Source organism: Gillisella vitis, assembly GCF_001541345.2.
GTDB classification, from domain to species: domain Bacteria; phylum Pseudomonadota; class Alphaproteobacteria; order Rhizobiales; family Rhizobiaceae; genus Allorhizobium; species Allorhizobium vitis.
The window spans coordinates 20,915-45,550 of the sequence record NZ_LMVL02000009.1 but is presented as its reverse complement, the minus strand read 5'-3'; the positions used below and the strand labels follow the sequence as shown (position 1 = coordinate 45,550).

Genomic DNA, 24,636 nt, shown 5'->3' with positions numbered 1-24,636 from the left:
GCCCCTCACCGAGGATGGCCGCCATCGCTTTCTCAATTTGAGGGTGGATCACGCCATGCCCGGTGAACCTGCAGGACAAACAGCTTTAACGCGGTTGACCCTGGTAGCAGACAAGCTCTGGAACAGAGAGAGCAGGCCCCAGTACGCGGCGATCTGCTACCGGCGAACCGGCGAAAGTTCATGCCCAATTGAGATTCTTCTCATCACCAGCCGCGGGACCGGTCGATGGGTCATACCCAAAGGTTGGCCAATGGGGAAAAAGAAGCCGCACGAGGTCGCAAGCCAGGAGGCCTGGGAAGAGGCAGGTGTCCGGGGGCGCGTCCGAAAAAAGGCTTGGGGTCACTTCACCTATGTCAAGAGGCTCGATGACGGTGAGCTCATCCCGGCAACGGTGCAGGTTCATCTTCTCGATGTCCAGACAACGGAAGATGACTTTCCGGAGCGCCATCAGCGCGATCTTCAATGGTTCAGCCCGAGCACGGCGGCATCTGCGGTCGGAGAGCCGGAACTGCGCGGCCTCTTCGCGAGACTGGAACAACGAGAAAAGCAACGGACCGCAGGCGGCGCCTCCAAGGCGGGCTGAAACATGAGGAGCGGAAATCACTATGAGCAATATCATTGCAACCGGCTTCAATACGGCATCGGCAGACGGCGAGCTTGGCAGCCTCGAGAGAGATCTGCGCCGGCTTCAGTCAATCGGCGTCGACACGGTCGAACTGGCCCTTTCCAGCCTCGATCTGATCGCGGGCGGCCGTATCATCAAAGAGCGAGCCAATCGGCTCAGGACCCTGCTTCAGACATTCTCCTTTCGCTATACCGTCCACGGCCTAGTGTCCTCGAACTTCATGGACCCCGCCACGCACCGGTATCAGGTCGATGCTGCAAAGGCATTGGTCGAGATATGCGACAGCATTAACGCGCGCGTCCTCGTCCAGCACGCGGGGTTTCTTCGCGCCGACCAGGTTGCTGAACGCGCCAGCGCTGACGAGCGCCAACGCGAAGCCCTGTCCGAATTGGGCGAGCACGCCAAAGGATACGGTGTTCGCATCGCTTTCGAGAATATTTTTACCACAGAGCCGGGCCAGTATCGTCAAACTCCGGCCGAGGTTGCGGCGACGGTAAAGGCCGTCAACCACCCGAATGTCGTAGCCCTGATCGACTTCAGTCACGCCTATCTCGAATCAACCTATCGGGGCCTTGATTTTCGCGATCAGCTCCGCGCCATGGCCCCGGTCGCTGGTCATCTGCATGTCCACGATTCCTTTGGCCGACCGTTTGAATTCTACAAGGGACATTTCCCCCAGGAATACACGGCACTGGGTATCGGCGACTTACACATGCCTCTCGGGTGGGGCGATATCCCTTTCGACGAAATCTTTGCCGAACTCGACTTCCTTCCGGAAACCATCCTGATGATGGAGATCAACTCTCGCTATCGCAGCGAACAACCGGACTGCCTTCAGCGCGCCCATGAGCTGATCGACTTAAATCGAGGTCGATGAAGATGGCCGAGGGCTTCGACATGGATACTGATCTCCTAAGACGAACAGCAGATCTGCGTGCTCTGGCAGATATTCGGCTTGTGACACTGGACGACGGACCAGGGCGCGGCCAGCGACTGTTGATCGGCCGAAATGCAAATGGCGTCGCATTCGAAATCGCGGTCGATCGAGGCTTCGATGTTTCGGGCCTGTCGTTCAGAGGCACCAATGTCGGATGGCATTCTCCGACTCAAATGGTGTTTCCGACCCACGATCCCGACTCCGAGGAAGGATTGGGCTTTTTCCGCAATTTCGATGGCTTCATGGTCACATGCGGCCTGGATCAGTACAGCAGGCCTTATGACGCCGACGTAGGGCACTACAACTATCCCAACCTGAGAACCCGGAGGATGCCCCAGCATGGCAGGATCTCGACTGAGAAAGCGCGACTGCATCGATATGTTGTAGAACCAGGAACCTTGAGAATCGTATGCGAGGGGATCGTACGCCAGGCAAGCGTCTTTGGCGAGGTTTTGGAACTGCATCGCAAGATCACCCTCCCCGTTTTCGAAACCGCTCTGATCATTGAAGACACAATTACGAACCGCAGCTTCCGACCTTCGGACCATGCAATCCTCTATCATCTGAACTTCGGCTATCCCTTTCTGGATGACGGCTTGACGATCGCCGGACTTCCGGAGGGGATCCTCGCTGAGATCAATTCCACGCCGCCCGTTCCACAGGATGGCTTTGGCGAGAAAGTCGACCACGTCGATTTCCGTGTAACGCCACACGAGGCACCGATCAGACTTCACAACCCGACGTGTGGGTTTGCCGTCTCTTTGAAATATGACCAGAGCGCCCTTCCTAAGTTCGCGGCATGGCGGGCATATCAGTCGGGAGTCTTTGCGCTTGGCATCGAGCCGCGCTCGGATCTTCGGCCGGCTGAAGGAGGAAAACTCGGCCCTGGTGAGAGCCGTAGCTATTCTTTGCAATTGAGCTTCACTCAAGAATGACGGCGGGATCGAAGCACATAGCCCCGCGCGAGGGGCCTCGCGAAATGGCAAGAGCTCCCTGGCGACCGATGTCTGCTGGTGCAGATCAAGAGACAAGCAAGCTTGAGCTCTTCCCTGTCGCTCCCACCAAGGCCAGCGCCTTTCGCCAAAACAAGACACTTATCCTGCCCGCGTGGCAAAGTCGGCAGGATAACGGTGGGCAGCGATCCTCCCTTGCTGTCCACCGACCTTTTCAAGCTGCTGGATCGACGAAATACGTGAGGATCCTCATCGCGCGACGCGCGTCGGCCAAACCCGTGTCCATACCATCACCTTCAGCGGTCAACGTTCAGTCGTGCGGTGTGCCCGGCCGATCGAGAAAGGAATAGCCGTTGGAATCGACCATCGTCATGATCAATCTGCTTGGCGCCGTGGCATTGCTCTTGTTCGGCCTCTCTCAGGTGAAGGACGGCGCGACCCGCGCATTGGGAGCCAGATTGCGATCTGGTCTCGCAACGGGAACGCGCAGCAGTCCCCGTTCTTTCCTCTCCGGCTTCGTCGCCACCGTCGCCCTTCAAAGCTCCACGGCAACAGCACTGATGGTCTCGTCCTTTGTGGAACGGGAGCTGATCAAGCCAAGGATGGCGCAGGTAGTTCTGCTCGGCGCCAACGTTGGAACGGCTGTCACGGCATGGATTGTGGCAACCGGCATAGAATGGATTTCACCCGTTCTCCTTTTTCTTGGCATCATACTTCATCGGAGTGGCTCGACATCTCGCCAAGGCGCAGGAGCGGCACTGATCGGCATAGCCCTTATGTTGCTCTCTCTCCATCTGCTGAGCACCGCCACCGAGCCTTTGCGGCATTCTGCGGCGCTTGCAGCCTTTGTCGGTTTGCTCGACAACGCCTGGCCGGTGGCTATGATTTTCGCAGCCGTCATTGCCTTCGTGTCATCGTCAAGCCTCGCCGCCGTCATCCTCATTCTGTCACTGACGTCGGCAGGCATGCCGTCGGGTGGCCTCATCGTCGCACTGGTCCTTGGTGCAAATCTCGGCGGAGCCATTCCCCCCGTGATTGCATCGCTGTCAGGCTCAAGCGCCGCGAGGCGCGTTACCCTCGGCAATCTGATCGTCCGGGCGATTGGTTGTTTGTTGACCTTGCCCATCGCCCAGTCTTTGGCTGAATGGCTCGCCTTGATACCGCTCCCGCCATCGAAACTACCCGTCGATGCGCATCTTGCCTTCAACCTTGCGCTTGCGGCGCTCGCCTGGCCATGCTCAAGGCTTATCGCTCGCTGGATGGCAGTTCTCATCCCGGATCAAACCCAGGCGGAAAACACACCCAACTACCTCGACACGGACGAACTTTCGACGCCGGTCGTCGCTCTGGCCAGTGCGGCGAGAGAGGTGCTCGGCGTCGGCGATATTGTCGAGAAGATGCTCCTGAAGGTTTCCGATGCCTTCGACCGGAACACCACCGCGAGACTGGCGGACATTACCTCTCTCGAGCGTCAGGTCGATCGGTTGCAGCAGGAGATCAAAGTCTATCTTTCAAAGCTGGGACGTAACGGGCTGTCGGAGGAAGAGGGGCGCAGATCGATTGTCATCATCGACTACGCCATCAATCTCGAACATATCGGCGACATCATCGAAAAAGGCCTGGTGCCCGAAGTCACGAAAAAGGTCGCGCAGGGCCTGAAGTTCTCAGACGATGGTTTCGAGGAACTCCAGCAGCTTTTCCAGTTGACAATCGACAACCTCAGGATCGCGCAAACGATCCTGATTACTCGCGACATAAAACTCGCCACGCAGCTGATGGAAAGGAAGATCGACGTACGCCGCATGGAGAAACGCTCTTCGGAGCGTCATCTGGAACGCTTGCGCGACGGGCGCGCCGACAGCCTGCAAACGAGTTCACTTCATCTCGACATCCTTCGCGATCTCAAAAGGATCAATGCTCACATCACCTCGGTGGCGCATCCAATCATGGACGAAGAGGGCCTGCTTGGAGAAAGCCGGCTTCTCACCAGCAATTCTGCGCCTGACGCATAGGAACATTCGACGGCCCAATTCGATGGGTCGGACGCTCGATTATGGAGAAACTGGTGCTCAGTACCAATTCAGGACAAAGCCATACGACAATATCGTCGAAGACGATGCAGGGGATGGAAACGATCGAGGTTACAGGGCCCCGGTACCGTGCCCGAATAGCTTTGCAAGGCGCCACGCTTCTCGACTGGTGGCCAAGAAGCGTCGATGGTCTGGAAGACGAAAGCCTCGTTGACGGCTATCGTGACCTGCACGAACTGAAGTCGCAGAACGGCGTCCGCAATGGAATCCTCGCTCCGTTTACCAATCGCCTCACAGGAGGTCGATTCGATTTCGACGGCCGTGTCCACGAGCTTTCGCCGATCGCCGAAGGCGAAGATGAGGTTTATCACGGATTTGCACGTGTCAGGCTTTTTGCGCTTGGTCAGGTCGATTCTGACGGAGACAATCTCCGGATCGAGCTCATCCATAAAACGGCAGATGTCGGCGCCACCGGCTACCCGTACGATCTTAGAATCTCCGTTGTATATATGTTTTCTGCACATGAGGTCGAGCTTCAGATCGCCACCACGAACCTCGGCCAACAGCGAGCTCCCTATGCTGCTGGATGGCACCCCTATTTCAGATTGCCCGGAACCACCGCGATCGATGATCTGATTTTGCAGGTTCCATCGCGGTCTGTTGTCGAAACCGTTGATCTCATCCCCAAGGTCGCGTCGAACGGCGAGGTGAAGCTTCGAGACGACGATACCTTCAACGAGCCGGAGAGGATTGGGGATCGGGTTCTCGATTGCTGCTTTACGAACCTCGTGAATGAGAGAGGCACTCTACGCACGATCCTTGTTGATCCGGGCTCTGGAGCGGAATTGTCGGTATGGCAAGAACGCGGGCACATGCACGTTTTCACGGGTGACACCCTTGCGAGGGATCGACGCAGGTCCATCGCGCTCGAACCCGTTGAAGATTTGACAAACGCCTTCAATCTGCCGGGTCGCATCGATCACTTACTTCTCGATCCGGGGATAACTCGAACCTTCCGGTGCGGATTCACGTACGAGGAAGGCGAGAGATCATGACAACAATCTCATCGGCGAGGCTCTTTCGATGCTCTTTTTTGGACGAGCGGACCTTGATCGACAGCTGTCCTGGAGAAAGTCGACCGTCCTCGACTGAAGCAACTTACAGAAGTCGAAGACCAACGTACCTCAAGCGCCAGACAGTAGACCGAGAGTTTTGAATGAAAAACAGTGTACAACTTATCACCTACGTCGACCGGTTAAGCGGAGGTGGTTTCCCCGAGTTGAGAGCTTTGCTCGACGGGAGGCTACAAGGCCTGTTCGGCGGCGTCCATGCCTTGCCTTTCTTCAACCCGATCGACGGCGCTGATGCCGGGTTCGATCCCACCGATCACACGATTGTCGATCCTCGCCTCGGTAGCTGGGATGATGTTCGCGCCCTCGCCGGCTCCGTGGAGATCATGGCCGATCTCATTGTCAACCATGTCTCGGCGCAATCGAGCTGGTTCCAGGACTTCATCGCAAAAGGATCTGATTCAGAATTCGCAGACATGTTCATGACATTTGGCAAGGCCTTTCCCCGTGGTGCCAGCGAGCAGGATCTCCTGAATATCTATCGGCCACGCCCTGGGCTGCCGTTTTCAAAGGCCACGCTTGCAGATGGCAGCCAGCGGATGCTGTGGACCACATTCACCCCCCAACAGATCGACATCGATGTCCACAGTGCCCATGGCGCTTTATACCTGGAGACTATCCTCGATCGCTTTGCTGAAGCCAACGTGACGGCAATCCGCCTCGATGCCGCCGGCTACGCGATCAAGAAGGCCGGAACCAGTTGCTTCATGATTGATGAGACCTATGCCTTCCTTGCCAAGCTGGCCGAGAAGGCACGGGATCGCGGGATGGAGGTTCTTGTCGAAATTCACAGCTACTATCGTGACCAGATCGAAATCGCCAGCAAGGTTGACCGCGTATACGATTTTGCGCTGCCGCCACTGATATTGCATTCATTGTTCACGGGCGATGCGACAGCGCTGGCGCGTTGGCTGGAGATCAGCCCTCACAACGCAATCACCGTCCTCGACACTCACGACGGGATCGGCGTCATCGATGTCGGCGCGCACAGTGATGGCCGACCCGGACTTTTGGAACCGCAGGCAATCGACCATCTGGTCGAGGAGATTCACAGGCGCTCAGAGGGACAGAGCCGTTTGGCAACAGGCGCTGCAGCCTCTAACCTGGACCTCTATCAGGTGAACTGCACCTATTACGACGCGCTCGGCCGTAACGACGACGACTACCTCATCGCCCGCGCAATCCAGTTTTTCGCACCCGGTATCCCGCAAGTCTATTACGTCGGCCTCCTGGGCGGGATCAATGACATGGAATTGCTGGGAAAGACGGGCGTCGGGCGTGACATCAATCGGCACTTTTACGAAGACCGGGAAATTGATCTCGCTCTTGAATCGCCGCTCGTCAAACGACTGTCGGACTTGATCCGCTTCCGTAACACCCATCCGGCCTTCAATGGATCGTTCGAGGTAGCAACCGATGACACCGGAAGCCTTGTTTTAAGCTGGAATCTCAACACCGAGTTTGCTCAACTAGTAGTTTCGTTCTCTCAAGGCAAGGCAACGATCACGGCTTCAGGCTGCTACGATTTCACATTCTCAGGAGCGATCGCATGAGCAACCTGGTGAGACCGGGAAGCCACATCCCATCTAAAGTTCAGCCATCGATGTCCTCGATATACTGTCGGACGAACAGCGACGACGAGGATACTGGCGACACCTAGAAGGAGATAGAGAATGCAGCATTGGCTGGACAAGCTGACCGATCTTACGGCAATTGAGGGCGATGGGTGCATCCTCAAAACAGGGCTGGCGGACGTCGCCGACCATTTCGGCTTCACCGGCTATGCTTATCTCCACATCCAGCACAAGCACATCATCGCCGTGACCAACTATCATCACGATTGGCGGTCGCTCTACTTCGACAAGAAATTCGACGCTCTCGACCCGGTCGTCAAACGCGCAAGATCCAGGAAGCAGGTCTTCGCCTGGTCTGGCGAACAGGAGAGGCCGAAGCTATCGGAGGAAGAACGCGCCTTCTATGCACAAGCGGCCGATTTTGGCATCCGCTCCGGCATCACCATCCCCATCAGGACCGCCAACGGTTCGATGTCGATGTTCACGCTGGCGTCGGAGAGGACGGCAATCCCGCTTGATCGGGAGATCGATGCGGTTGCAGCAGCGGCGGCCGTCGGGCAGCTCCATGCCCGCATCTCCTTCCTTCGGATCACGCCCACCGCTGAAGATGCCGCATGGCTCGATCCGAAAGAGGCGACCTATCTGAGATGGATTGCCGTCGGCAAGACGATGGAGGAGATCGCAGACGTGGAAGAGGTCAAGTACAATAGTGTCCGCGTCAAGCTTCGCGAGGCCATGAAGCGCTTCGACGTCCGCAGCAAAGCTCATCTCACCGCGCTCGCGATCAGAAGGAAACTGATCTGAACGGAATACGATTTTGACCGCCGCACACTCGGGATCCCGGAGGAATGAAATTGGCAGATGGATTGCATTGCACATTGTACAGTTATTCGCCGGCAACCGCTCAGCGCAAGCAGCGCTGGCATGAAGACGGGGGTCAACGGCATTTCTATGGAACTGCAGAGGCTGCCCGCCAGGCGGTTCTCTACCTCAAGCGCGAAGTGAAGAGAGATCCTGAGCACGTGTGGGAGCCTATGCATCTTGAGAAACTAGAAATTGCCGTGCCTTCGACGGACGTTCTCGTTGTCTTGCTGAACCAGGGTGTCTCGTCGCTCGTCAAAAGCTGCGACATCATCGAGACCATCGACAACGTCGACTAATATGAGAACGCACAAACGACATGGTCGAGGAGCAAACGGCGGCGAGCCATAGTCTTGCATGCGAAGCTACGGCGCTGCTCGAATTGCCGGAGCAATTCAGGTTCGATGATGTGAAGCAGGCGCCAACCTCCAGCAACTGCGTTCACCATTGCCCAGCCGACGGGACTGCCTGGCGAGGGCCCCACGTGCTCCCGCTTCCCGCAACCCAGGGCTCAGCGCTCGGACCGGCAAAGGCCTAGTCGGCCCGAAGCTGCGATTTTGGCCAACCCGAAGAACGTTGTGGGAACATAGCCTGCGGGATTGACCTGATAAGCGTCTGTTCGTGACATTGCGCTCCGATTTGAGGAGCGTTGCAATGAGTACGGATATTTCGAGTTCGGATTTTGTCGGCCAATGGAGCCTGAGCTTCGCCGACATAGATTTCATCAATTCCAAACCGGCAATAACAAGGTTGGGTCTGGCAACGCAGTTGAAGTTCTTCAGCGCACGCGGTTTTTTCGCTGACGATGGCACATTGGTCCCGAACGATGCTGCCGAATATCTGGCCGAGCAGATCGGCGTCCGAGCCGACGAACTATCCGGCTATGATTTCAGCGGGAGAACTGCCCGTCGGCATTGCGCCGAGATTTTACAATATCTCGGATTTCGCCGCATGAAGCGGGTGGACCGGGAAGCGCTGTCTTTCTGGATTATCGACGACCTTTGCCCATCCGGCCGATCTGTCAGCGCTATGCTTGAGGCGGTGTTCCTCTGGTGCCGGGATCGCGATATCTATGGTCCCTCGGCCAAGGAACTGGAACGGCTGGTTCGCTCGCAACGCCAACAATATCTGGATGGTTGGCTTCATGAGGTGAGCGCCGCGCTTCCGCCTGAGACTGTTGCAGCGATGGAAAGCTCCCTGGCTGACGCAGAAGGACCGACGGGCTTCAATGCGATGAAAGCCGATGCAGGTCGGGCAACGCTGGACAACATTCTGGAAGTCACCGAGCGGCTGTCGTTCATCCGAAAGCTCGCTCTTCCCCGGCGTTTTCTCTCGAACATTAACCCGGCGTGGATTGAACATGTCGTCCGCCGCGTTTCCGGCGAAAAGGCGTCGGAGATGCGCCGTCACACGGAGGCTCGCCAACTCGCGCTTTATGCGGTGTATCTGATGGCGCGGGAAACGGCGATCACGGATGCGATGGTCTTCTGGTGGAGACGGTGCACAAGATCGTAACCCGGTCGAAACGAAAGGTGGTGGGCGATATCGCCAAAGATGTTGAGCGGGTCTATGGCAAGGAACGGCTGCTCGTCGATATTGCTACAGCATCGATTGACGATCCGGTTGGTCGCATTTGCGATGTCATTTTCCCGATTGTCGGCAAGGAAAAGCTGGCGGCGATCATCAAGGAGAGCAATGCCAAAGGCGCGCTTGACCGCCGCATTTACGCGGTGATGCGCAATTCATGGGCCAATCACTATCGTCGAATGCTGCCAAGTCTGCTTTCAGTGCTTGAGTTCCGCTCGAACAATACGGTCTGGCGACCGGTCTTGTCCGCTCTCGACTGGATCAGGGCGAGGCTGGATGATGGGTGCCGGTTCGTGCCGCAACACGAGGTGCCGATAGAAGGCGTGATCCCGGCAAAGTGGCGCAGTTCGGTCATCGACGGAAATGGTCGGGTCAACCGCATCAGTTATGAACTCTGCGTCCTGACCCAATTGCGGGAATGCATCCGGTCCAAGGAAATCTGGGTTGTCGGCGCTGACCGTTACCGCAATCCCGACGATGATCTGCCGAAGGATTTTGCGGCTCGACGCTCCTCTTATTACTCCCGGCTGAACCTGACGCGAAATGCCAGCGAATTTGTAACGTCAGTTCGCAAAGAGTTGGAGCATGCGTTGCTACTGCTGAATGAGACAATCCCGCGAAACGAGAAGGTTCGCATCCTCTGGCGCGGCGAAAACCGGATTTCGATCACGCCTTTCAAGCCAGCGCCAGAGCCGAAGGGGCTGGCCGCCATCAAATCGGAAATCGGTCAGCGCTGGCCGATGACCGGCCTTCTTGATGTCCTGAAGGAAGCAGCCCTCGACACTGGGCTTCTCGACGCGTTCGAAACGTCGGCGTCCCGCGTCGCGCTGCCCAAGGCTGTTCTGGATCAACGACTGCTTCTTTGCCTCTATGGCCTCGGCACCAATGCCGGGCTGAAGCGGGTCGCCGGTGCCAGCTATGAGGAGCTTCTGCATGTGCATCGTCGCTTCGTTCACGCGGGCGCTTTGCGGGAAGCCTGCGGTCGGGTCGCCAATGCCACGCTTGCAATTCGCAATGCAGCGGTCTGGGGTGATGCAGGAACCGCCTGCGCATCGGATTCCACTAAATTCGGAGCCTGGGATCGCAACCTGATGACCGAATGGCATGCCCGCTATGGCGGGCGCGGCGTTATGATTTACTGGCATGTCGAAAAGCGCGCCACCTGCGTCTATTCCCAGCTCAAACGGTGTTCGTCATCGGAGGTCGCATCGATGATCGAAGGCGTTCTCCGGCATTGCACCGATCTGGAAATCCAGCGGCAATATGTCGACAGCCACGGGCAGAGCGCCGTTGGTTTTGCCTTTTGCCGGTTGCTCGGCTTTGAACTCGCCCCACGCCTGAAGGCGATTGCCCGGCAGAAACTGGCGTTACCGGATGCGAGCTTCCGGACAAGATTGCCGAACCTGCTTCCGATCCTTTCCAACCCGATCAACTGGGAGGAGATCGAGCAGCAATATGACGAAATGGTCAAATATGCCGCCGCCATGCAGACGCGCACAGCTGACCCCGAGGCGATCCTGCGCCGTTTCGCGCGGGCGGAAGTGATGCACCCGACCTACAGAGCGTTGAGCGAGCTTGGTCGCGCGGTCAAGACGATCTTTCTATGTCGCTATTTACGGCAAGAAGCATTTCGTCGGGAAATTCATGAAGGGCTTAATGTTGTTGAAAATTGGAACAGCGCCAACGGGTTCGTCTTCTTCGGCAAGGGCGGTGAGATGGCAACCAACCGCACCGATGAGCAGGAGGTTTCCGCGCTGGCGCTGCATCTGCCTCAAGCATCGCTCGTCTATGTGAATACGCGCATGCTGCAAACGGTGCTCGCCGAACCGTTGTGGGAAGGCCGCATGGCACCGGAAGATTATCGCGGCCTCACGCCGCTGATCTATGCCCACGTCAATCCCTACGGCCGGTTCGATCTCGATCTGGACAGCCGGATAGATTTCGGCAAAATCGCTGCCTGAGCAGCGGCGCGAAAGTGCGCGTTGCAAAACTCAAGCGCAAAATTCCAACTTCTGTTGGGATTATTGCGACAAATAAGAGAATGTCGATATATGGAAATGTTGCTTTTGCACGCGTTGCCTTTCGACGGCTCGATGTGGGCGGACCAAATGCATCTGCTGCCCGGATCGACCTTTGCACCAACGCTCTATTCTTTGGGTGAGAATATCGAGGAGTGGGCCGTCAAAGCTCTGGAGCTGGTTGAAGGTGATCATATCATCGTCGTTGGTTGTTCGATTGGGGGGTCTTGTGCGCTGGAAGTTGCCGCACTTGCACCCGACCGAATAGCAGCTCTGGTTCTGATCGGAACGAAAGCGCGCCACAGGCCGGAGCCGGCCTTCCAATCTTCGGCTCTGAAATTGCTTCAGGAACAGGGGCCAGAAGCAGCATGGGAAACCTATTGGGCTCCGCTATTTTCAAGATCAACCGACTGTCAGGTGGTCGAGACCGCGAAGACCAACGCGCTTCGACAGTCGCTACACGACATTGAGAACGGTGTCAGGGTGTTTCACACGCGGCCGAGCAGAGACCAGGTTCTGTCAAGCTTACCGAAGCCAATTCTGGTCGTCACCGGCGAAGACGACATTGCGCCTGGTCTCAAGACTAGTTCGAAGCAGGCGAAGCAGGCACAACATGGGCGGCTTCAGATCGTCCCAGATTGTGGTCATTACGTTCCACTGGAACGGCCCGGATATCTCAACGGGGTGCTGAACGAGCTGATCCTGTCTTTACGCCCGGCGAGCCTTGACAGGAATCGGCCGAACGAACATTTTTGCAAGCAAGGTTGATGCTGCCGGCCGCTCACGCCCATCCGGGATGGTGAAAGCATCTGAATGACGATCAATTTCCTTGCGAGAGGTCGATCCGTCAGCAACGTGAGCACTGGCTTTTGGATTGACCCATCACAGGGAAACTCAATGCACACCTACCGAGACGCCAAACGTATGGCGAAAGTTCTCGAATCTTCTCTACGCGAGAAGAATGTCGATATCTCTCACGGCGAAAGCCTGAATATCATCGCAAAGCAATTTGGGCTGGATGATTGGAATACCCTCTCAGCTAGGATCAAGCGGACCGAAGCCTCCGATGCACGCCGCATGCAAGCGCTTCAGTCCTGGGATTTCGTGGGCGAGCACCCAACCGAATTCGATTATGGAGTTGATGACAACGCACTCGGGTCCGGCCGGAGGGCGGCGCTGATCCGCTACACACGGTTCCCATTCACACGATATCGCGATACGGCACGGGTGTTCGGAACGCTCGCGCAAACCATCGCGGCAACACCCTACCATGGAAAACGGCTTGAAATTCGCGCGGACTTGGCGACCGAGCGGGTTTCGCACGGCGCAACCCTATGGGCGCGGGTCGATAAATCGCCTGGACACTCCCTCGCATTCGACAATTTGAAGCATCACCCTGACGGATGGCTCTTTGGTGACAATGGTTGGACCACCCGCAGGATCGTCGTGGATGTGCCATCGGAAGGCATATCGCTTTTCTTTGGTTTCTTCTTGAAGGGAACCGGCGCTGTCTGGGCGGCAAATTTTGGGCTTACAGTTGTGGACAACACCGTTCCGCTAACCCGCGAGCCGAAAGACCAAGCACCACGCGAAATGGGTTGGATTACGCCTCAAAACCTCGACTTTTCGAAAGTCGTCGATTTGATCTCTTGAAGAGCAGGGAGCGGGAAGCCTTCCCGCTCCCTTGTCGCAAATGTCGGTCGGAAAAGTCTGCCTGAAGCGGGTGACTTTTGCGACAGCGTTTTGCCCAGCGTCACTTTTGGGTATACCCTAGCGAGACGTTGGAGAGTTACGCAACGATGTGTAACAAAAAGGTGGATTTTCGATCAAAGTGACGTTACGCAATCGAAACCACCCTAATGTGACAGATTCGCAATGGCCCGCATCGGATACGCTCGCGTCAGCACCACAGACCAGGATCTCGATATTCAAAACGAGCGGCTGAAGGCCGCCGGTTGCGAAATCATCCGGTCAGAAACCGGATCGGGAGCCTCCCGGAGAGGTCGCTCTGAGCTGGAAACCATCATGCAGTTTCTGCATGCAAGCGACGAACTGGTGGTTCTGCGGCTTGATCGGCTCGGTCGATCTACCCGCGATGTTCTCAATCTCGTTCAGGAGCTTGACGAAAAGGGCGCATCCCTGCGCGTCCTTGAACCGGAAGTCACGACGGCAGGCAGCATGGGCCGAATGGTCATCACCATCCTCGGCATGGTCGCCGACATGGAACTCAAGTTCATCAAGGACCGGCAACGAGCGGGTATCGACGCGGCAAAAGCTGACGGCATCTATAAGGGCCGGAAAAAGAATGTCGATGACGCCGAAATCCGCCGGCGGATTGCTGCTGGCGCGACCAAAGCCGCCGTTGCCCGCGACCTGAACATTTCCAGGATGACTGTCTACCGCGCCTTGGAAGGTCAAGGCGCACCGTCAGATTCTATTTGATCACGAGTTCGCCATCTGTTCTTTGAGTTGGCCAAAATCGCAGCTTCGGGCCGACTGGGCCAAGCTCGGCGGCGCCAAGAACGAGGAGACGGGCTCCGGTATGCGCCGGATCAACCGTCTGCCGATCATCGTCGTGGTCGTGCTGGTCGTCGCCTTCCTCGCCGTCATCTTCTTCGGCCTGACGTCGCGCGGGCTTTATTTCCGCGACACCGGACCGGACACAAGCTCCGGCAATCCGGCGTCAACCTTCGCCGATCAGATCAAGCGCGGCGTTTCGGACGGCATCATCGGCGAGCCGCAGCAGGTGACGACGCTGCAGCCGACGCCGGTCGAGACGCAGGAAGAGAAGCGCTCGGTCAATCCGTTCACCCCGCAGCCCGGTCAAAGGCAAGAGGCACGGCCGGAACAGCAACTGGAATCTGAACAGGCCTGGCGCGCCCGTTTGCAGCGCGAGCAGGAAGAGCAATATCTTCGTGAGCGGCAGCGCCAGAGAATGGCCCGGCTGCAGGCCAATGACGCCGCCTATGACTCACCGATCGCTGTCGACCGCGGCAAGTTCGACAGGCAGGGATCAGATACAAACGACACCGCCGCGACGAAGACGAACGGCGTTTCCACTGCGACGACACCGGGCGCATCCGACCTGTACTCGGCCGCTCTTCGTGCGGGACTCGGCGGTCAAAATGTTGATCCGAACGGCCAGAAATCCAAGGAGGATTTCTTCAATGCCGACCTCAAGGAGCTCGGCTATCTTCCGAACCGTGTCGTGCCCCAGCAGTCGCTTTACGAACTCAAGCGCGGCTCGGTCGTTCCCGCGACCTTGATCACCGGGATCAATTCCGACCTTCCCGGTCGCATCACCGCCCAGGTGAGCCAGAACGTCTATGATTCAGCGACGGGACATCGGCTTCTGATCCCGCAGGGAACGAAACTGTTCGGTCGGTACGACAGCAAGGTCTCGTTTGGCCAGAGCCGTGTTCTGGTCGTCTGGACCGACATCATCTTCCCGAACGGCTCAACGCTCCAGATCGGCGGCATGGCTGGCACAGACGCGCAAGGTTACAGCGGCTTTCGCGACAAGGTCGATAGGAAGTGGCTCCAGACATTTGGATCGGCGATCCTCATTGCGGTGATCGGCACGGGGATCGACATGGCCGTTCCGCAGAGTTCGACGCTGGCGACACAGGACACCGCCTCGGATGCCGCCCGGCGGAATTTTGCCGAGACCTTCGGTCGTGTCGCAGACCGGACCATCCAGAGAAATATGGACGTGCAGCCGACTCTCGAGATCCGGCCGGGTTACAAGTTCAATGTCCTTGTCGACCAGGACATCGTTTTTCCTGGGACATATCGATGAGCGCTTGGCCGGACAAACGGTCGCCCATCTTTTTGTTTCTTGGTGTATCGCGCTCAGAACGTGCCGGCAAACGCGTCCTTTATATGCCCAACTAGCCGACGTTCGATTTCACTGAGTGGATTGTCGGTGGAAAAAATCGCCCATAGACGCCGTCTGGGCACGATATGGTCGAGGGGGAAGGCCTCTACCAAGTCATCCTCAAGCTCCTTGCGCACGACAGAAGCGGGCAATATCGTCCCGAATGGCGAGCGCCGTATGACCGAAACAATCAACGGGATTGAGCCAAGTCGCATGACTGGTTCGAGTTGCACCGTCGCCTTGGCAAGCGCCGTAATCAGAGTTTGATGCATCGTCACTTGTGCCGGTGCCAGAATGAGCGGAATTCCCCGTAGCTCGTCGGCAGACACGCGTTTGGATTGTGGACAAAACCCAACGTTCTTATTTACGATTAACGAAATGTCTTCGCTCGCGCCTACGGGTAAACTCCCGACTTGAAGGTCAACTCTCCCCACGACAGCTATATTAAGTTGACCGCTGCGTACTCCTCCATGGAGAGTGTCACGGGGACCTTCAACGACTTCAATCCGGCAATCTGGAAATTCACGGTGAAACGCGCTCAACGCTTCGGCCATGCATTCCGACGTGCGCGAATCGCTGCTCCAGCTCGGGGGTAGACCGATGCGAATAGACTGCCGGAACTCCGCAGCCACCTTGCCGCTCTTTGCGAGAGCATCATTGAAGCATTGTTCGATCCCAAGGCAGATAGGATGTAGCCTCATGGCGGATTCCGTTGGAGTGGAACCCCCGCGGCCCTTAACAATCAATGAGGTTTCCAGGGCAGTTTCAAGCAGAGCGATCTGCGTCGGGACCATAGGAGCAGTCAGGCCAACAGCGCGCGCAGCGGCGGCCATGCTGCCCGTTTTCACGACAAGGTTGAACGTTGCTATCTGCTTTAGCGTCGCCGCAGGGCTGAAGGGCTGGAAGCGGCCGCCGGACGAGCCGTCTGTTGAAAGAGACCGCCGCAACTCTGCCAGGAATGTTTGCATAACGGGGTCCAATCCCGACTCGCGCGCATGAATGACGCAAGGTGGACCATCAGGCACCGCGTACATTCGTGGTGCAATATCTGCAATACGGGCTGGCATAAGCGGCCGCGGCAACAGAAGGTCATGACTGGAAAAGAGAAGTGCCATGCCGAAGTAGTCTTGAAGGCCAACTGCCGCTGTACCGACTTTGTGCGACAGCCGGGGCCAATTAGGGTGTCGTGCTATGTCATCGCTCAATGTTCCCGGGAGTTCGGGAACTATCATGTCTCTGAGCGCATCCTTATTCATCTGCGGATCGAACGCACCTTCACCTACCGCCATCCACGTACCGATGGGCATCACGGAAGGTTCGTCTGGTCTGTTATTTCCTTTGGTGCACCGGACGGACAACTCCAATATTGACGAGGAGTTTGCAATCATAGGCTGCTGGTCGGCGCGTGACTCAAAAGGCGAATGACGCGACGAAATAAGATCGAGAAAGCAATCCTGCTGGATGGAATGCACGCGTCGGATCGCGTCCTGGACAGCAAGCGCCATATACGTTCCTGTATATGCTTCGTCCAATTGGATGATAACGCTTCGAATAGTTTCTTCGGCGCCCGAGCGAACGCGCAGGCGCAGGCGCAGAAATTCCTCCGCCAGCAGAAGGCGGACACTCCGATTATACAGCCAAACGGCTGATGGCAGCGGCCACATGTTCCGACCGTGGCGAGCGAAGAGTTTCAACCCAAGCCGCGTTTCCAACCCATGCAGTCGTGCGCTGAAGGCAGAGGTTGTGAGTCCAATCGCATCCGCCGCTCGCGACATGCTGATACTATCGCAGGCGGTGATAAAAGCTGCCAGATGTGAGAGGTCTATTTTCGGCGTGGTCATCCTGGCCCAACTCCTCACATTCTAGACGCATTGACTATTAAAGCGCGTCCCCTCGCTAACTCTCTGAAACGCCTGACGATGTGCGCGTGCTAGAGCGTTGCTACTGAAGGCGCGGATTCACTTACCCAGGACACTATTGTTCTGGCCAGTATTCCCGGCAAGGCCTGCTGGAAAATCATGTGCGCAAGAGATCGAGAAATTCGGACTGTTTATCCATTTCTCGCAATCCTGCAAAAAGCGTTTCAGGATGGACCGGCCTAAGTCTCCCGGCTCGCGCCAGGCCGTCCCGCAGCTTTCCGATGATATCTTCCCAATCTGCGGGGGTTTCTGGAGATCCTCGGGGAACGTCCCGGTACGCCGTCAAACGTAATCCGCCCTTCAGGATTACCTCGATTTCCCCAGCGTCCTTCTCGTCTGGGCGAACGACCATGTGAACCTTAGGCATGAGCAATGCGATATCGTCATGCCCCAGAGCGGCCGTTTCGAAATCGTCCAGTGTCACTTTGCCGCGCGCCAACGCCACGGCGACTGTGTAGTTCATGCTGAATTTGCCCTCGATGCCGGTAGCCGGATTGGGGAAGCGCAAGTAATGCGTGCATTCTTCGCGAACCGCACACGTGACTTGCTCAATTCTTTCCGGGTCGATCGCATGACGGCGTTGAATTTCAATCGCCCCGTCGATGGCCAGATGGGTGCAACTGCAGCATGGGTAAAGCTTTACAGCGAGGCCAGGAGAAACCAGTTCCCAAACGTCACCAATTCCAGAGAGGTCGATGCGGTCCTTAGATCGGTCGGTTAGTGCGGCCAGAAACCCATTCTCGGCCTCCAGGATATCCGCGCCGGCGGAGAAACCTTGCTCGGCAAGCGCGGCGGCGAGATAGGCGGCCTGCGCCGCACGCCCACAATGGAGGCTTTTGGTCATGGTTCCCGTGTTACCCAGAAGCCCTCCAGCGAAAGAAGAGGCGATTGCCAGGGCACGCTCGGTTTGACCGGTATGAAGACCACGAAGATGGGCGGCGGCAGCCGCGGCGCCGAGAGTTCCGAGGGTCGACATAGTGTGCCAACCGCGACGCGTATGTGCCGTGCCGATGGCGCTGCCGAGCTTGCAAGCTACCTCGATCCCAACAGCATAGGCGCGAAGCATTGCCATACCGCTCGCTTTTGTCGCAACGGCGGTCGGTATCAGCGCGCTGACGATGGGCGCGCTGGGATGACCATTCATCGAATACTCGCTGGTATCGTCAAAATCGTCCGCGTGCGCGCAGACACCGATAAGCATGGCCGCCAGAGCCGGATCGCTCCAGCGTCCCAAACCGGGGGCGATAAATGGCGCGTTGTCGTCGGAAGGTGCGCAGACCCGCTCCAAAAGCGCTACGGCTTCAGAAGCGGAACCGGCATAGATGCATGCCAGAGTATCCGCGATATGTAGCTTGGCTTTTTCCGAAACCTCCGTCGGCAATTCGCGTACGTTCGCGATGAATTCCGAAAGGCGGGTAGTTGCGGAGATAGCCATGACGATTGTTCCATTGCGTCGATCCGCAGGGTTTCGGACCGTCATTTAAGCCTCTCCGGGCCAGCGACCTTGTTTTTCCAACCCTGATCGCCCAGGAAGTCGGTTCGGAGCCAATGATGGCTCGATTACTCGACCTCTGTTGCGGTCAAGCAATACGTTCCAGGAAGGACGCTGTACGCGCGTTTTTCGGTGCCGAGAAAATCTGCTCAGGTGGTCCTTCCTCGATAATGGAGCCCTTGTCCATAACAACGACACGATCAGCCACTTCACGGGCAAATCCCATCTCATGTGTCACGACAATCATGGTCATTCCTTTTCCCGCCAGTTCCTTCATAACAGCTAGAACCTCGCCAACCATTTCAGGGTCAAGCGCGCTGGTTGGTTCATCAAACAGCACGACTTCTGGATTCATGGCGAGGACACGTGCAATCGCGACACGCTGCTGCTGTCCTCCTGATAATTGAGCGGGATACTGATCTCTTTTGTCTGTCAGACCCACACGATCGAGGAGCGCCAACCCGCGCTCGGTCGCCTCCCGTTTTGTCTGCTTGAGCACATGGACCGGTGCTTCAATGATGTTTTGAAGGGCGGTCAGATGTGGGAAAAGATTGAACCGCTGGAAGACCATACCGACGTTGCGTCGTATAGAGGCCTTCTCCTTTTCGCTGAGGTCAACCTTCTTGCCGCCAACAATCTTGTTGCTGACGAGGGTTCCATTCATAAATATCTCGCCGTTCTGGATTTCTTCGAGATGATTTATACACCGAATAAGCGTCGTCTTGCCTGATCCAGACGGACCGATCACGACAACAGTCTCTTTGGGTCGAACGGTCATCGAGATATTTTCAAACACGCTCAAGGTGCCGAATGATTTGCTCACGTTGCGGAGTTCAACGGCAGGTGCGACGCTGCCTTCGGAATGATCGGCCATATCAGGTATCCATTTGTAAGAGGTTGGCAGCTTTTGCGTCTGGTCTTCGCGCGGCGGTTCGCGGGCTCCAGGAAAGCCGGTTCTCGATCCATTGCTGCAACCCAGTCCATACTCCGGTCAGGACGAGGTAGTAGACGGAAATCGCGGCATAGGCTTCAAATGTCTTGAAGTTTTGCGATCGCATGCTGTCAGCAACATGGACGAGTTCCGGTACGGCGATAACGCTCAGGAACGCGGTGGTCTTGAACATCATGTTGCACTGGTTTCCGAGCGATGGCAGGATTATGCGCAGCGCCTGGGGAAGAATGATACGACGCATCGCCATCGATGGCATCATGCCGAGTGCCTTCGCAGCCTCGCTTTGTCCATTGTCGACCGACCTGATACCAGCACGCGTGATTTCGCTCATGTAAGCTGCTTCATGGAGGCTAAAGGCTAAAATCCCGGCGACAATAGCGCCGCTGATCGAGAAGACCGGTGTGCTGATCGTGGACGGAAAAATATCGACGCCGATGAGGTATGGCAGCCCGAAATAAATCAGAAACAGCTGGACAAGAATTGGCGTACCGCGGAAGAACCAGACGTAGAGCCAGTTGAACCCCCTGAGCACACCGAAGCGGCTCAATCCGAACAGGGCCAGAAACAAGCCGGCCACCACGCCAGCTATCATCGAGGTAAGTGTGACGGAGACTGCGATCCAAACAGCATACAAAAGCTGCGAGGGCGGCGAGAAAACCAGCTCAAGGAAGTAGTTGAAATCGAAGTTCATGGTTGAGCTCCCGGAGCAACTTGTCTGCGTTCACGAGAAATTTGTGGCTTAGCGCGAAGACGCTTGCAGAATGGGGGACGGAGCGGTGTCATATCGATGCGAACCCCTTTGAATAGCGTTTCTCCAATGCGGCTTGGACGAAGCTCCACGCGGTTGTCAGGGCCAGGTAATAGATCGATACACCGAGATAGACCTCGAAAGTCTTGAATGTCACAGAGTTGACTGCATCGGCGATGAACAACATCTCCGGAACTGCGATCAGGTATAAGAGTGATGTCGCCTTGAACATGCCGTTCATCTGGTTGCCCAGCGGTGGCAGCATGATGCGGATCGCCTGTGGCAGAATGATTCTCTGCATCAGCAGCCTCGGTGTCATTCCCACGGCCTTGCCAGCGTCCCACTGCCCGTGATCTACCGACGCGATCGCGCCGCGGGATATTTCGCTGAAAAATGCGGCCTCATGCAATGCAAACGCGGTCACTCCCGCGACTATTGTGCCGCTGAGTGAAATAAACCCGAACAGGTGAAAGTCTTGTGGAAAAAGGTCAATATTGGTGAGGTAGGGCAGCCCGAAATAGATGATAATGACCTGCACTAGAAGTGGGGTGCCTCGAAACACAAAGATGTAAACACTGTTGAACCAGCGAAGCACACGCAATCGCGAAAGCCCGAAAAGCGAAAGCACCAGTCCCAGCACGACGCCGATGACCATGGAGGCGAATGCCACCAGCACCGTCGTCAGCAGGCCTCGCAGAAGCGCCGGGCGAGGATTGAAGACAAAATCCAGGTAAAAGGTGATATCGAACTGCATTTCGATAATGGTCCCCATTTATTTTGTTTGAGTCCGCCGCGCCGAGAGATGGTCCTCTTATGACGGAAGCCTGCCGCCGCGGCGGCAAGCTAAAGCCTTACAGCTGCCCGAACGCATGGAGCTTACAGCGTCATCGCCCGATCACGGGCACTGCTTGTCATCGCGGCACAGCTCGACGTGGCCATCCATACCCCAGGTCTTGGCCGCTTGCTCGACATAGCCGCCCTCAAAAAGAGCGACGTAGGCCTTACGCACTGCTTCGTGCAATGCAGGATCGTCCTTTCTGAGGACGATTCCGATCGTTAGGGGATCGATCGGAAGGCCGCCGATCTCATACTTGTCGTCCGTAAGCTTCATGAAGTAGGACAACGTCATAGCGTCGCTGACAAATGCGTCGACGCGCTTCAGATCGAGCTGGCGGAACGTGGTTGTATTCTGGGGGTAGGATTGAATTTCGATAGCTGGCTTGCCTTCAGCTTCGACTTTCGCGCTCGCCTCTTTCAGCAACCGTTCATTCGTGCTCGAGACAAGTACCGCGACGCGATGGCCTGCAAGATCCTCATATGTCTTGATATTAAGAGGGTTTCCCTTCGGGACGAGAAGCCCCATGCGTTCGCGGATGTATTCGACGAAGTTGTACTTAGCAATACGGGTCGGGCTTTTCGAATTGTTGGACATAACCGCATCGCATTTGCCGGTGTCGAGGGCAGCGAATATACTTGCGAACGGGTAGTGAACCACTTCACTTTTGATGCCCATGACTGGGCCGATTGCCGACATGACGTCAACGTTGAATCCCTTGGGGGTTACCCCGTCTTCAGCCAGGAAACCACCGGGCGGATTGCCCAGTTCCGTGCACATCACGATCTTGCCGGCCTTAGCCAGCTTCTCGGTCGGCTCGACGCTCTTCGCGGGCGTGGTCGGAAGCTTGACCTCGTAGGCGGTACCTTCTTTTGCCTCCTGGGCGCTGGCGATCGAAGTCGTCAAGGCCACTCCGGCGGCGAGCCAAAGGCTCATGATCATTGCGGACGAACGAGTATTCATTGTATTCCCCTTTCTTTTCATTGCGTCAAAGCCGAACTGTTTAAAACTCCCAGTTTCGACAACAGTCAGGCTTGGTGTTGTTCACATAGAGCGAAGTGTATCAACGGATTACGGCATTGGACTCTCCATTATAGTTGAAGCGGCCGGCCTGCCGACCGCTCCCGCATCCCACTACAATTGCAGTTTTCTGTTTTCCTCGGCCAGAGCGTCGGATATTGCTTCAATGGTCGCGGTTTTGCTGCTCTCCATGAAGCGCGAAACTGTGTTTCGCACGAGGATTGGTCTTACCGAAGCGTCATAAGCGAAGGCTCCAACCGCAAGCGCGGCTCGGACATCGGTTGGCCAGATCGCATCGAATGCTCGCCGGGTCTCGCAAACGGAGAACCGCCCTTGACGAGCTGCCATTTGCGATCGGGCGGCTTTGGTTTCCGCATCGTCGATTGTATAATCATCACGAACGACAACCCCGTAGGCGGTTCGAGCCCAATCCACTGAGACCAGGCCACGCTTGACGTCGCTGGCGACCTGGTGGGGATCCCTTTCTGCAGCAGGGCCGAACCCGCCACCGGCTGGAGTGATCAAGCGAACCACGTCACCGCGTTTGAAATGCAGAACATCGATCTTGCCGATGTCGCGCTCATCCTTGCGGCCTGGGTTCATGATGACCCGGGCGAGCGATCCCGGCGCTCCGCCTTCGACGCCCCAAGGGCTGAATTTGAGACGATCCATTCCGCGGACGGTCATGACCGCTTCGACATCGGTATTCTCGAGATCAAGAACAACGGCCGCGCCACTGCGCCAGCGTCCCGGCGCCTGACTGTCTGCGAGCAGACCATAGCGCCGCACGCGCATGATCGTTTCGACTTCGACAGTTTCCGCGGGGACCGTCAGCAACGAACCGGAACGGTTGTCGATGCCATCGATCCCATCCTGTCCGATTCGACCACCGCCGCCGCCGCAAATCGGATTGATTACACTAACGCGCTTACCACCATGCAGCCTGTCGCGGCCTGTCACGACTATAATGCCGGACATGCCAGGACCCGCCGCTGCCAGCGCGTCGGGTATTGCTGCGTTCAAGCAACCGAGGACAACGTCGTATACGCGTGTCGACGCAGTAACACGCGATCCCCCGGCCGCTGGGAAGTTCGCGTTAATGATGGTGCCGCGAGGCGCTATGATCCTGACGGGGCGGAGGAGACCCCGGTTTCGTGGCGCATCGGGCGCCTTCGTCAGAATGTAGTAGATGAGCGATTGCAACGTATACGGGTGGGTTGTCGTCCCCGTCACGTAGTTGAACGCCGCGAGCACCTGTGGATCTGTACCCGTAAAATCGAAGATCAGGTTGCTTCCGTCGACGGTCATGCGCGCGTGAATATTGATGTACTCACCAGGCCGCATTCCTTCGATGTAGTCAGCGAACTCGTAGGTGCCATCCGGGATGGCCGAGATCACTTCCCGTGCACGCGCCTCCGACAGCGCGAGGGTCGCGTCCATTCCCTTCAGGACCTCGTCGGTCGAATAGCGATCGCACAACTGGCCCAGCCGGACATCCATGCTTTTCAATGCCGAGAGCATCGCCTGGATATCACCCCAGAGTTCGCTGGAGATGCGACTATTGTCCAGGAGGATGTTCTTCACAGATTCATTGAGGACACCTTCCCGATAGAGTAGGACCGGGCGAAGTCGCAGCCCTTCCTGAAAGACCTCGGTCAGGGTCGGAGCAATGCTACCTGGCACTGCGCCGCCAATATCGGACGCATGTACGAATGCCCACGCCAATGCGATGAGTTGGCCATCCCGGAAGATCGGACGGACAAGCGATACGTCCATCATGTGAGTAACCATCCCGTCGCTGGAGAACGGGTCATTCGTGATAATGCAATCACCTGGCTTGAGCGAAGAGAGCGGGATATCCCCTAGCCCTCCTTTCACCGACAGGCCTATGAACGCACTGACGCCAGTATTGATCGGGTAGGCAAATGCTTCTCCATCCGCATTGGCGAGCGCGCATTGAAAGTCCTGGACGAGCTTCACGAAGGTCGTGTGCGCCGTGCGCTGCAGCGTCGACGACGCTTCTTCGACAATTGCGTTGAAGCGATTTGCCATGATGGCGGTTTGAACGGGATCCATGT

Annotated in this window: 21 protein-coding genes and 1 pseudogene; 15 read left to right on the top strand and 7 right to left on the bottom strand. The window is 56.9% G+C overall.

The window, feature by feature from the left end; genetic code table 11:
• Positions 1-55: 55 nt before the first annotated feature.
• The 15 genes and pseudogenes from ASB66_RS23310 to trbI all read left to right on the top strand — a co-directional run bounded on the left by ASB66_RS23310 (position 56) and on the right by trbI (position 15,514).
• Complete coding sequence (locus ASB66_RS23310; protein WP_060716598.1) at positions 56-583, top strand: NUDIX hydrolase; 528 nt, start codon at positions 56-58, stop codon at positions 581-583.
• A 22-nt stretch (positions 584-605) separates the two neighbouring features.
• Positions 606-1,502, top strand: coding sequence for a TIM barrel protein (locus tag ASB66_RS23305; protein ID WP_012654925.1), 897 nt, complete (start codon positions 606-608; stop codon positions 1,500-1,502).
• 20 nt (positions 1,503-1,522) lie between these two features.
• Positions 1,523-2,497, top strand: a complete 975-nt coding sequence (locus tag ASB66_RS23300; protein WP_060716597.1) for an aldose 1-epimerase family protein — start codon at positions 1,523-1,525, stop codon at positions 2,495-2,497.
• A 371-nt stretch (positions 2,498-2,868) separates the two neighbouring features.
• Positions 2,869-4,527: a Na/Pi cotransporter family protein gene (locus tag ASB66_RS23295; RefSeq protein WP_060716485.1), complete on the top strand. Its 1,659-nt coding sequence runs from the start codon at positions 2,869-2,871 to the stop codon at positions 4,525-4,527.
• Positions 4,528-4,568: 41 nt separating this feature from the next.
• Positions 4,569-5,600 carry an aldose 1-epimerase gene (locus ASB66_RS23290; RefSeq protein ID WP_060716484.1) on the top strand — a complete coding sequence of 344 codons (1,032 nt, stop codon included), beginning with the start codon at positions 4,569-4,571 and terminating at the stop codon, positions 5,598-5,600.
• A 161-nt stretch (positions 5,601-5,761) separates the two neighbouring features.
• Positions 5,762-7,228: a sucrose phosphorylase gene (gtfA, locus tag ASB66_RS23285; RefSeq protein WP_060716483.1), complete on the top strand. Its 1,467-nt coding sequence runs from the start codon at positions 5,762-5,764 to the stop codon at positions 7,226-7,228.
• Positions 7,229-7,348: 120 nt separating this feature from the next.
• Positions 7,349-8,053: an autoinducer-binding transcriptional regulator TraR gene (gene traR / locus ASB66_RS23280; RefSeq protein ID WP_060716482.1), complete on the top strand. Its 705-nt coding sequence runs from the start codon at positions 7,349-7,351 to the stop codon at positions 8,051-8,053.
• Between the two features lie 44 nt (positions 8,054-8,097).
• Positions 8,098-8,409: a hypothetical protein gene (locus tag ASB66_RS23275; protein WP_060716481.1), complete on the top strand. Its 312-nt coding sequence runs from the start codon at positions 8,098-8,100 to the stop codon at positions 8,407-8,409.
• 20 nt (positions 8,410-8,429) lie between these two features.
• A pseudogene (locus ASB66_RS27200) lies at positions 8,430-8,648 on the top strand (methyl-accepting chemotaxis protein); the annotation flags it as partial.
• 116 nt (positions 8,649-8,764) lie between these two features.
• Entirely contained in the window at positions 8,765-9,625 is an 861-nt protein-coding gene (locus ASB66_RS26935; RefSeq protein ID WP_234614335.1) for a DUF4158 domain-containing protein, read from the top strand.
• On the top strand, positions 9,601-11,658 hold the full coding sequence (locus ASB66_RS23265; RefSeq protein ID WP_411910138.1) for a Tn3 family transposase: 2,058 nt from the start codon (positions 9,601-9,603) through the stop codon (positions 11,656-11,658). The genes ASB66_RS26935 and ASB66_RS23265 overlap by 25 nt, the downstream gene beginning before the upstream one ends.
• 90 nt (positions 11,659-11,748) lie before the next feature.
• A complete protein-coding gene (locus ASB66_RS23260) occupies positions 11,749-12,483 on the top strand; it encodes an alpha/beta fold hydrolase (protein ID WP_060716479.1) in 735 nt (244 codons plus the stop codon).
• Positions 12,484-12,528: 45 nt separating this feature from the next.
• The gene (locus ASB66_RS23255; RefSeq protein WP_234625151.1) at positions 12,529-13,368 is read left to right on the top strand and encodes a glyoxalase superfamily protein; all 840 of its coding nucleotides are present in this window, start codon (positions 12,529-12,531) and stop codon (positions 13,366-13,368) included.
• Positions 13,369-13,590: 222 nt separating this feature from the next.
• The gene (locus tag ASB66_RS23250) at positions 13,591-14,157 is read left to right on the top strand and encodes a recombinase family protein (protein ID WP_060716477.1); all 567 of its coding nucleotides are present in this window, start codon (positions 13,591-13,593) and stop codon (positions 14,155-14,157) included.
• 100 nt (positions 14,158-14,257) lie between these two features.
• Positions 14,258-15,514 carry an IncP-type conjugal transfer protein TrbI gene (gene trbI / locus ASB66_RS23245; RefSeq protein WP_060716596.1) on the top strand — a complete coding sequence of 419 codons (1,257 nt, stop codon included), beginning with the start codon at positions 14,258-14,260 and terminating at the stop codon, positions 15,512-15,514.
• A gap of 53 nt (positions 15,515-15,567) precedes the next feature.
• Here trbI and ASB66_RS23240 read toward each other — a convergent pair whose 3' ends face one another.
• The 7 genes from ASB66_RS23240 to ASB66_RS23210 all read right to left on the bottom strand — a co-directional run bounded on the left by ASB66_RS23240 (position 15,568) and on the right by ASB66_RS23210 (position 24,634).
• Positions 15,568-17,433, bottom strand: a complete 1,866-nt coding sequence (locus ASB66_RS23240; RefSeq protein WP_060716476.1) for a LysR family transcriptional regulator — start codon at positions 17,431-17,433, stop codon at positions 15,568-15,570.
• Between the two features lie 175 nt (positions 17,434-17,608).
• Positions 17,609-18,946, bottom strand: coding sequence for an MmgE/PrpD family protein (locus ASB66_RS23235; RefSeq protein ID WP_197433276.1), 1,338 nt, complete (start codon positions 18,944-18,946; stop codon positions 17,609-17,611).
• A 145-nt stretch (positions 18,947-19,091) separates the two neighbouring features.
• Positions 19,092-19,877 carry an amino acid ABC transporter ATP-binding protein gene (locus tag ASB66_RS23230; RefSeq protein WP_060716474.1) on the bottom strand — a complete coding sequence of 262 codons (786 nt, stop codon included), beginning with the start codon at positions 19,875-19,877 and terminating at the stop codon, positions 19,092-19,094.
• 1 nt (position 19,878) lies between these two features.
• Positions 19,879-20,646, bottom strand: coding sequence for an amino acid ABC transporter permease (locus ASB66_RS23225; protein ID WP_060716473.1), 768 nt, complete (start codon positions 20,644-20,646; stop codon positions 19,879-19,881).
• Between the two features lie 88 nt (positions 20,647-20,734).
• Positions 20,735-21,457 carry an amino acid ABC transporter permease gene (locus ASB66_RS23220; RefSeq protein WP_060716595.1) on the bottom strand — a complete coding sequence of 241 codons (723 nt, stop codon included), beginning with the start codon at positions 21,455-21,457 and terminating at the stop codon, positions 20,735-20,737.
• 141 nt (positions 21,458-21,598) lie between these two features.
• Positions 21,599-22,501, bottom strand: a complete 903-nt coding sequence (locus ASB66_RS23215) for an ABC transporter substrate-binding protein (RefSeq protein WP_060716472.1) — start codon at positions 22,499-22,501, stop codon at positions 21,599-21,601.
• Between the two features lie 171 nt (positions 22,502-22,672).
• Positions 22,673-24,634 carry a hydantoinase B/oxoprolinase family protein gene (locus ASB66_RS23210; protein WP_060716471.1) on the bottom strand — a complete coding sequence of 654 codons (1,962 nt, stop codon included), beginning with the start codon at positions 24,632-24,634 and terminating at the stop codon, positions 22,673-22,675.
• Between the last annotated feature and the right edge of the window lie 2 nt (positions 24,635-24,636).

Excerpts from the sequence above, each read along its gene's own strand:
- ASB66_RS23215 (WP_060716472.1), bottom strand. The coding sequence starts at position 22,501 with ATGAATACTCGTTCGTCCGCAATGATCATGAGCCTTTGGCTCGCCGCC.
- trbI (WP_060716596.1), top strand. The coding sequence starts at position 14,258 with ATGCGCCGGATCAACCGTCTGCCGATCATCGTCGTGGTCGTGCTGGTC.
- ASB66_RS23300 (WP_060716597.1), top strand. The coding sequence starts at position 1,523 with ATGGATACTGATCTCCTAAGACGAACAGCAGATCTGCGTGCTCTGGCA.
- ASB66_RS23230 (WP_060716474.1), bottom strand. The coding sequence starts at position 19,877 with ATGGCCGATCATTCCGAAGGCAGCGTCGCACCTGCCGTTGAACTCCGC.
- gtfA (WP_060716483.1), top strand. The coding sequence starts at position 5,762 with ATGAAAAACAGTGTACAACTTATCACCTACGTCGACCGGTTAAGCGGA.
- ASB66_RS23210 (WP_060716471.1), bottom strand. The coding sequence starts at position 24,634 with ATGGATCCCGTTCAAACCGCCATCATGGCAAATCGCTTCAACGCAATT.
- ASB66_RS23220 (WP_060716595.1), bottom strand. The coding sequence starts at position 21,457 with ATGCAGTTCGATATCACCTTTTACCTGGATTTTGTCTTCAATCCTCGC.
- traR (WP_060716482.1), top strand. The coding sequence starts at position 7,349 with ATGCAGCATTGGCTGGACAAGCTGACCGATCTTACGGCAATTGAGGGC.
- ASB66_RS26935 (WP_234614335.1), top strand. The coding sequence starts at position 8,765 with ATGAGTACGGATATTTCGAGTTCGGATTTTGTCGGCCAATGGAGCCTG.
- ASB66_RS23250 (WP_060716477.1), top strand. The coding sequence starts at position 13,591 with ATGGCCCGCATCGGATACGCTCGCGTCAGCACCACAGACCAGGATCTC.
- ASB66_RS23310 (WP_060716598.1), top strand. The coding sequence starts at position 56 with ATGCCCGGTGAACCTGCAGGACAAACAGCTTTAACGCGGTTGACCCTG.
- ASB66_RS23290 (WP_060716484.1), top strand. The coding sequence starts at position 4,569 with ATGGAGAAACTGGTGCTCAGTACCAATTCAGGACAAAGCCATACGACA.
- ASB66_RS23275 (WP_060716481.1), top strand. The coding sequence starts at position 8,098 with ATGAAATTGGCAGATGGATTGCATTGCACATTGTACAGTTATTCGCCG.
- ASB66_RS23225 (WP_060716473.1), bottom strand. The coding sequence starts at position 20,646 with ATGAACTTCGATTTCAACTACTTCCTTGAGCTGGTTTTCTCGCCGCCC.
- ASB66_RS23260 (WP_060716479.1), top strand. The coding sequence starts at position 11,749 with ATGGAAATGTTGCTTTTGCACGCGTTGCCTTTCGACGGCTCGATGTGG.
- ASB66_RS23255 (WP_234625151.1), top strand. The coding sequence starts at position 12,529 with ATGACGATCAATTTCCTTGCGAGAGGTCGATCCGTCAGCAACGTGAGC.
- ASB66_RS23305 (WP_012654925.1), top strand. The coding sequence starts at position 606 with ATGAGCAATATCATTGCAACCGGCTTCAATACGGCATCGGCAGACGGC.
- ASB66_RS23240 (WP_060716476.1), bottom strand. The coding sequence starts at position 17,433 with ATGACCACGCCGAAAATAGACCTCTCACATCTGGCAGCTTTTATCACC.
- ASB66_RS23235 (WP_197433276.1), bottom strand. The coding sequence starts at position 18,946 with ATGGCTATCTCCGCAACTACCCGCCTTTCGGAATTCATCGCGAACGTA.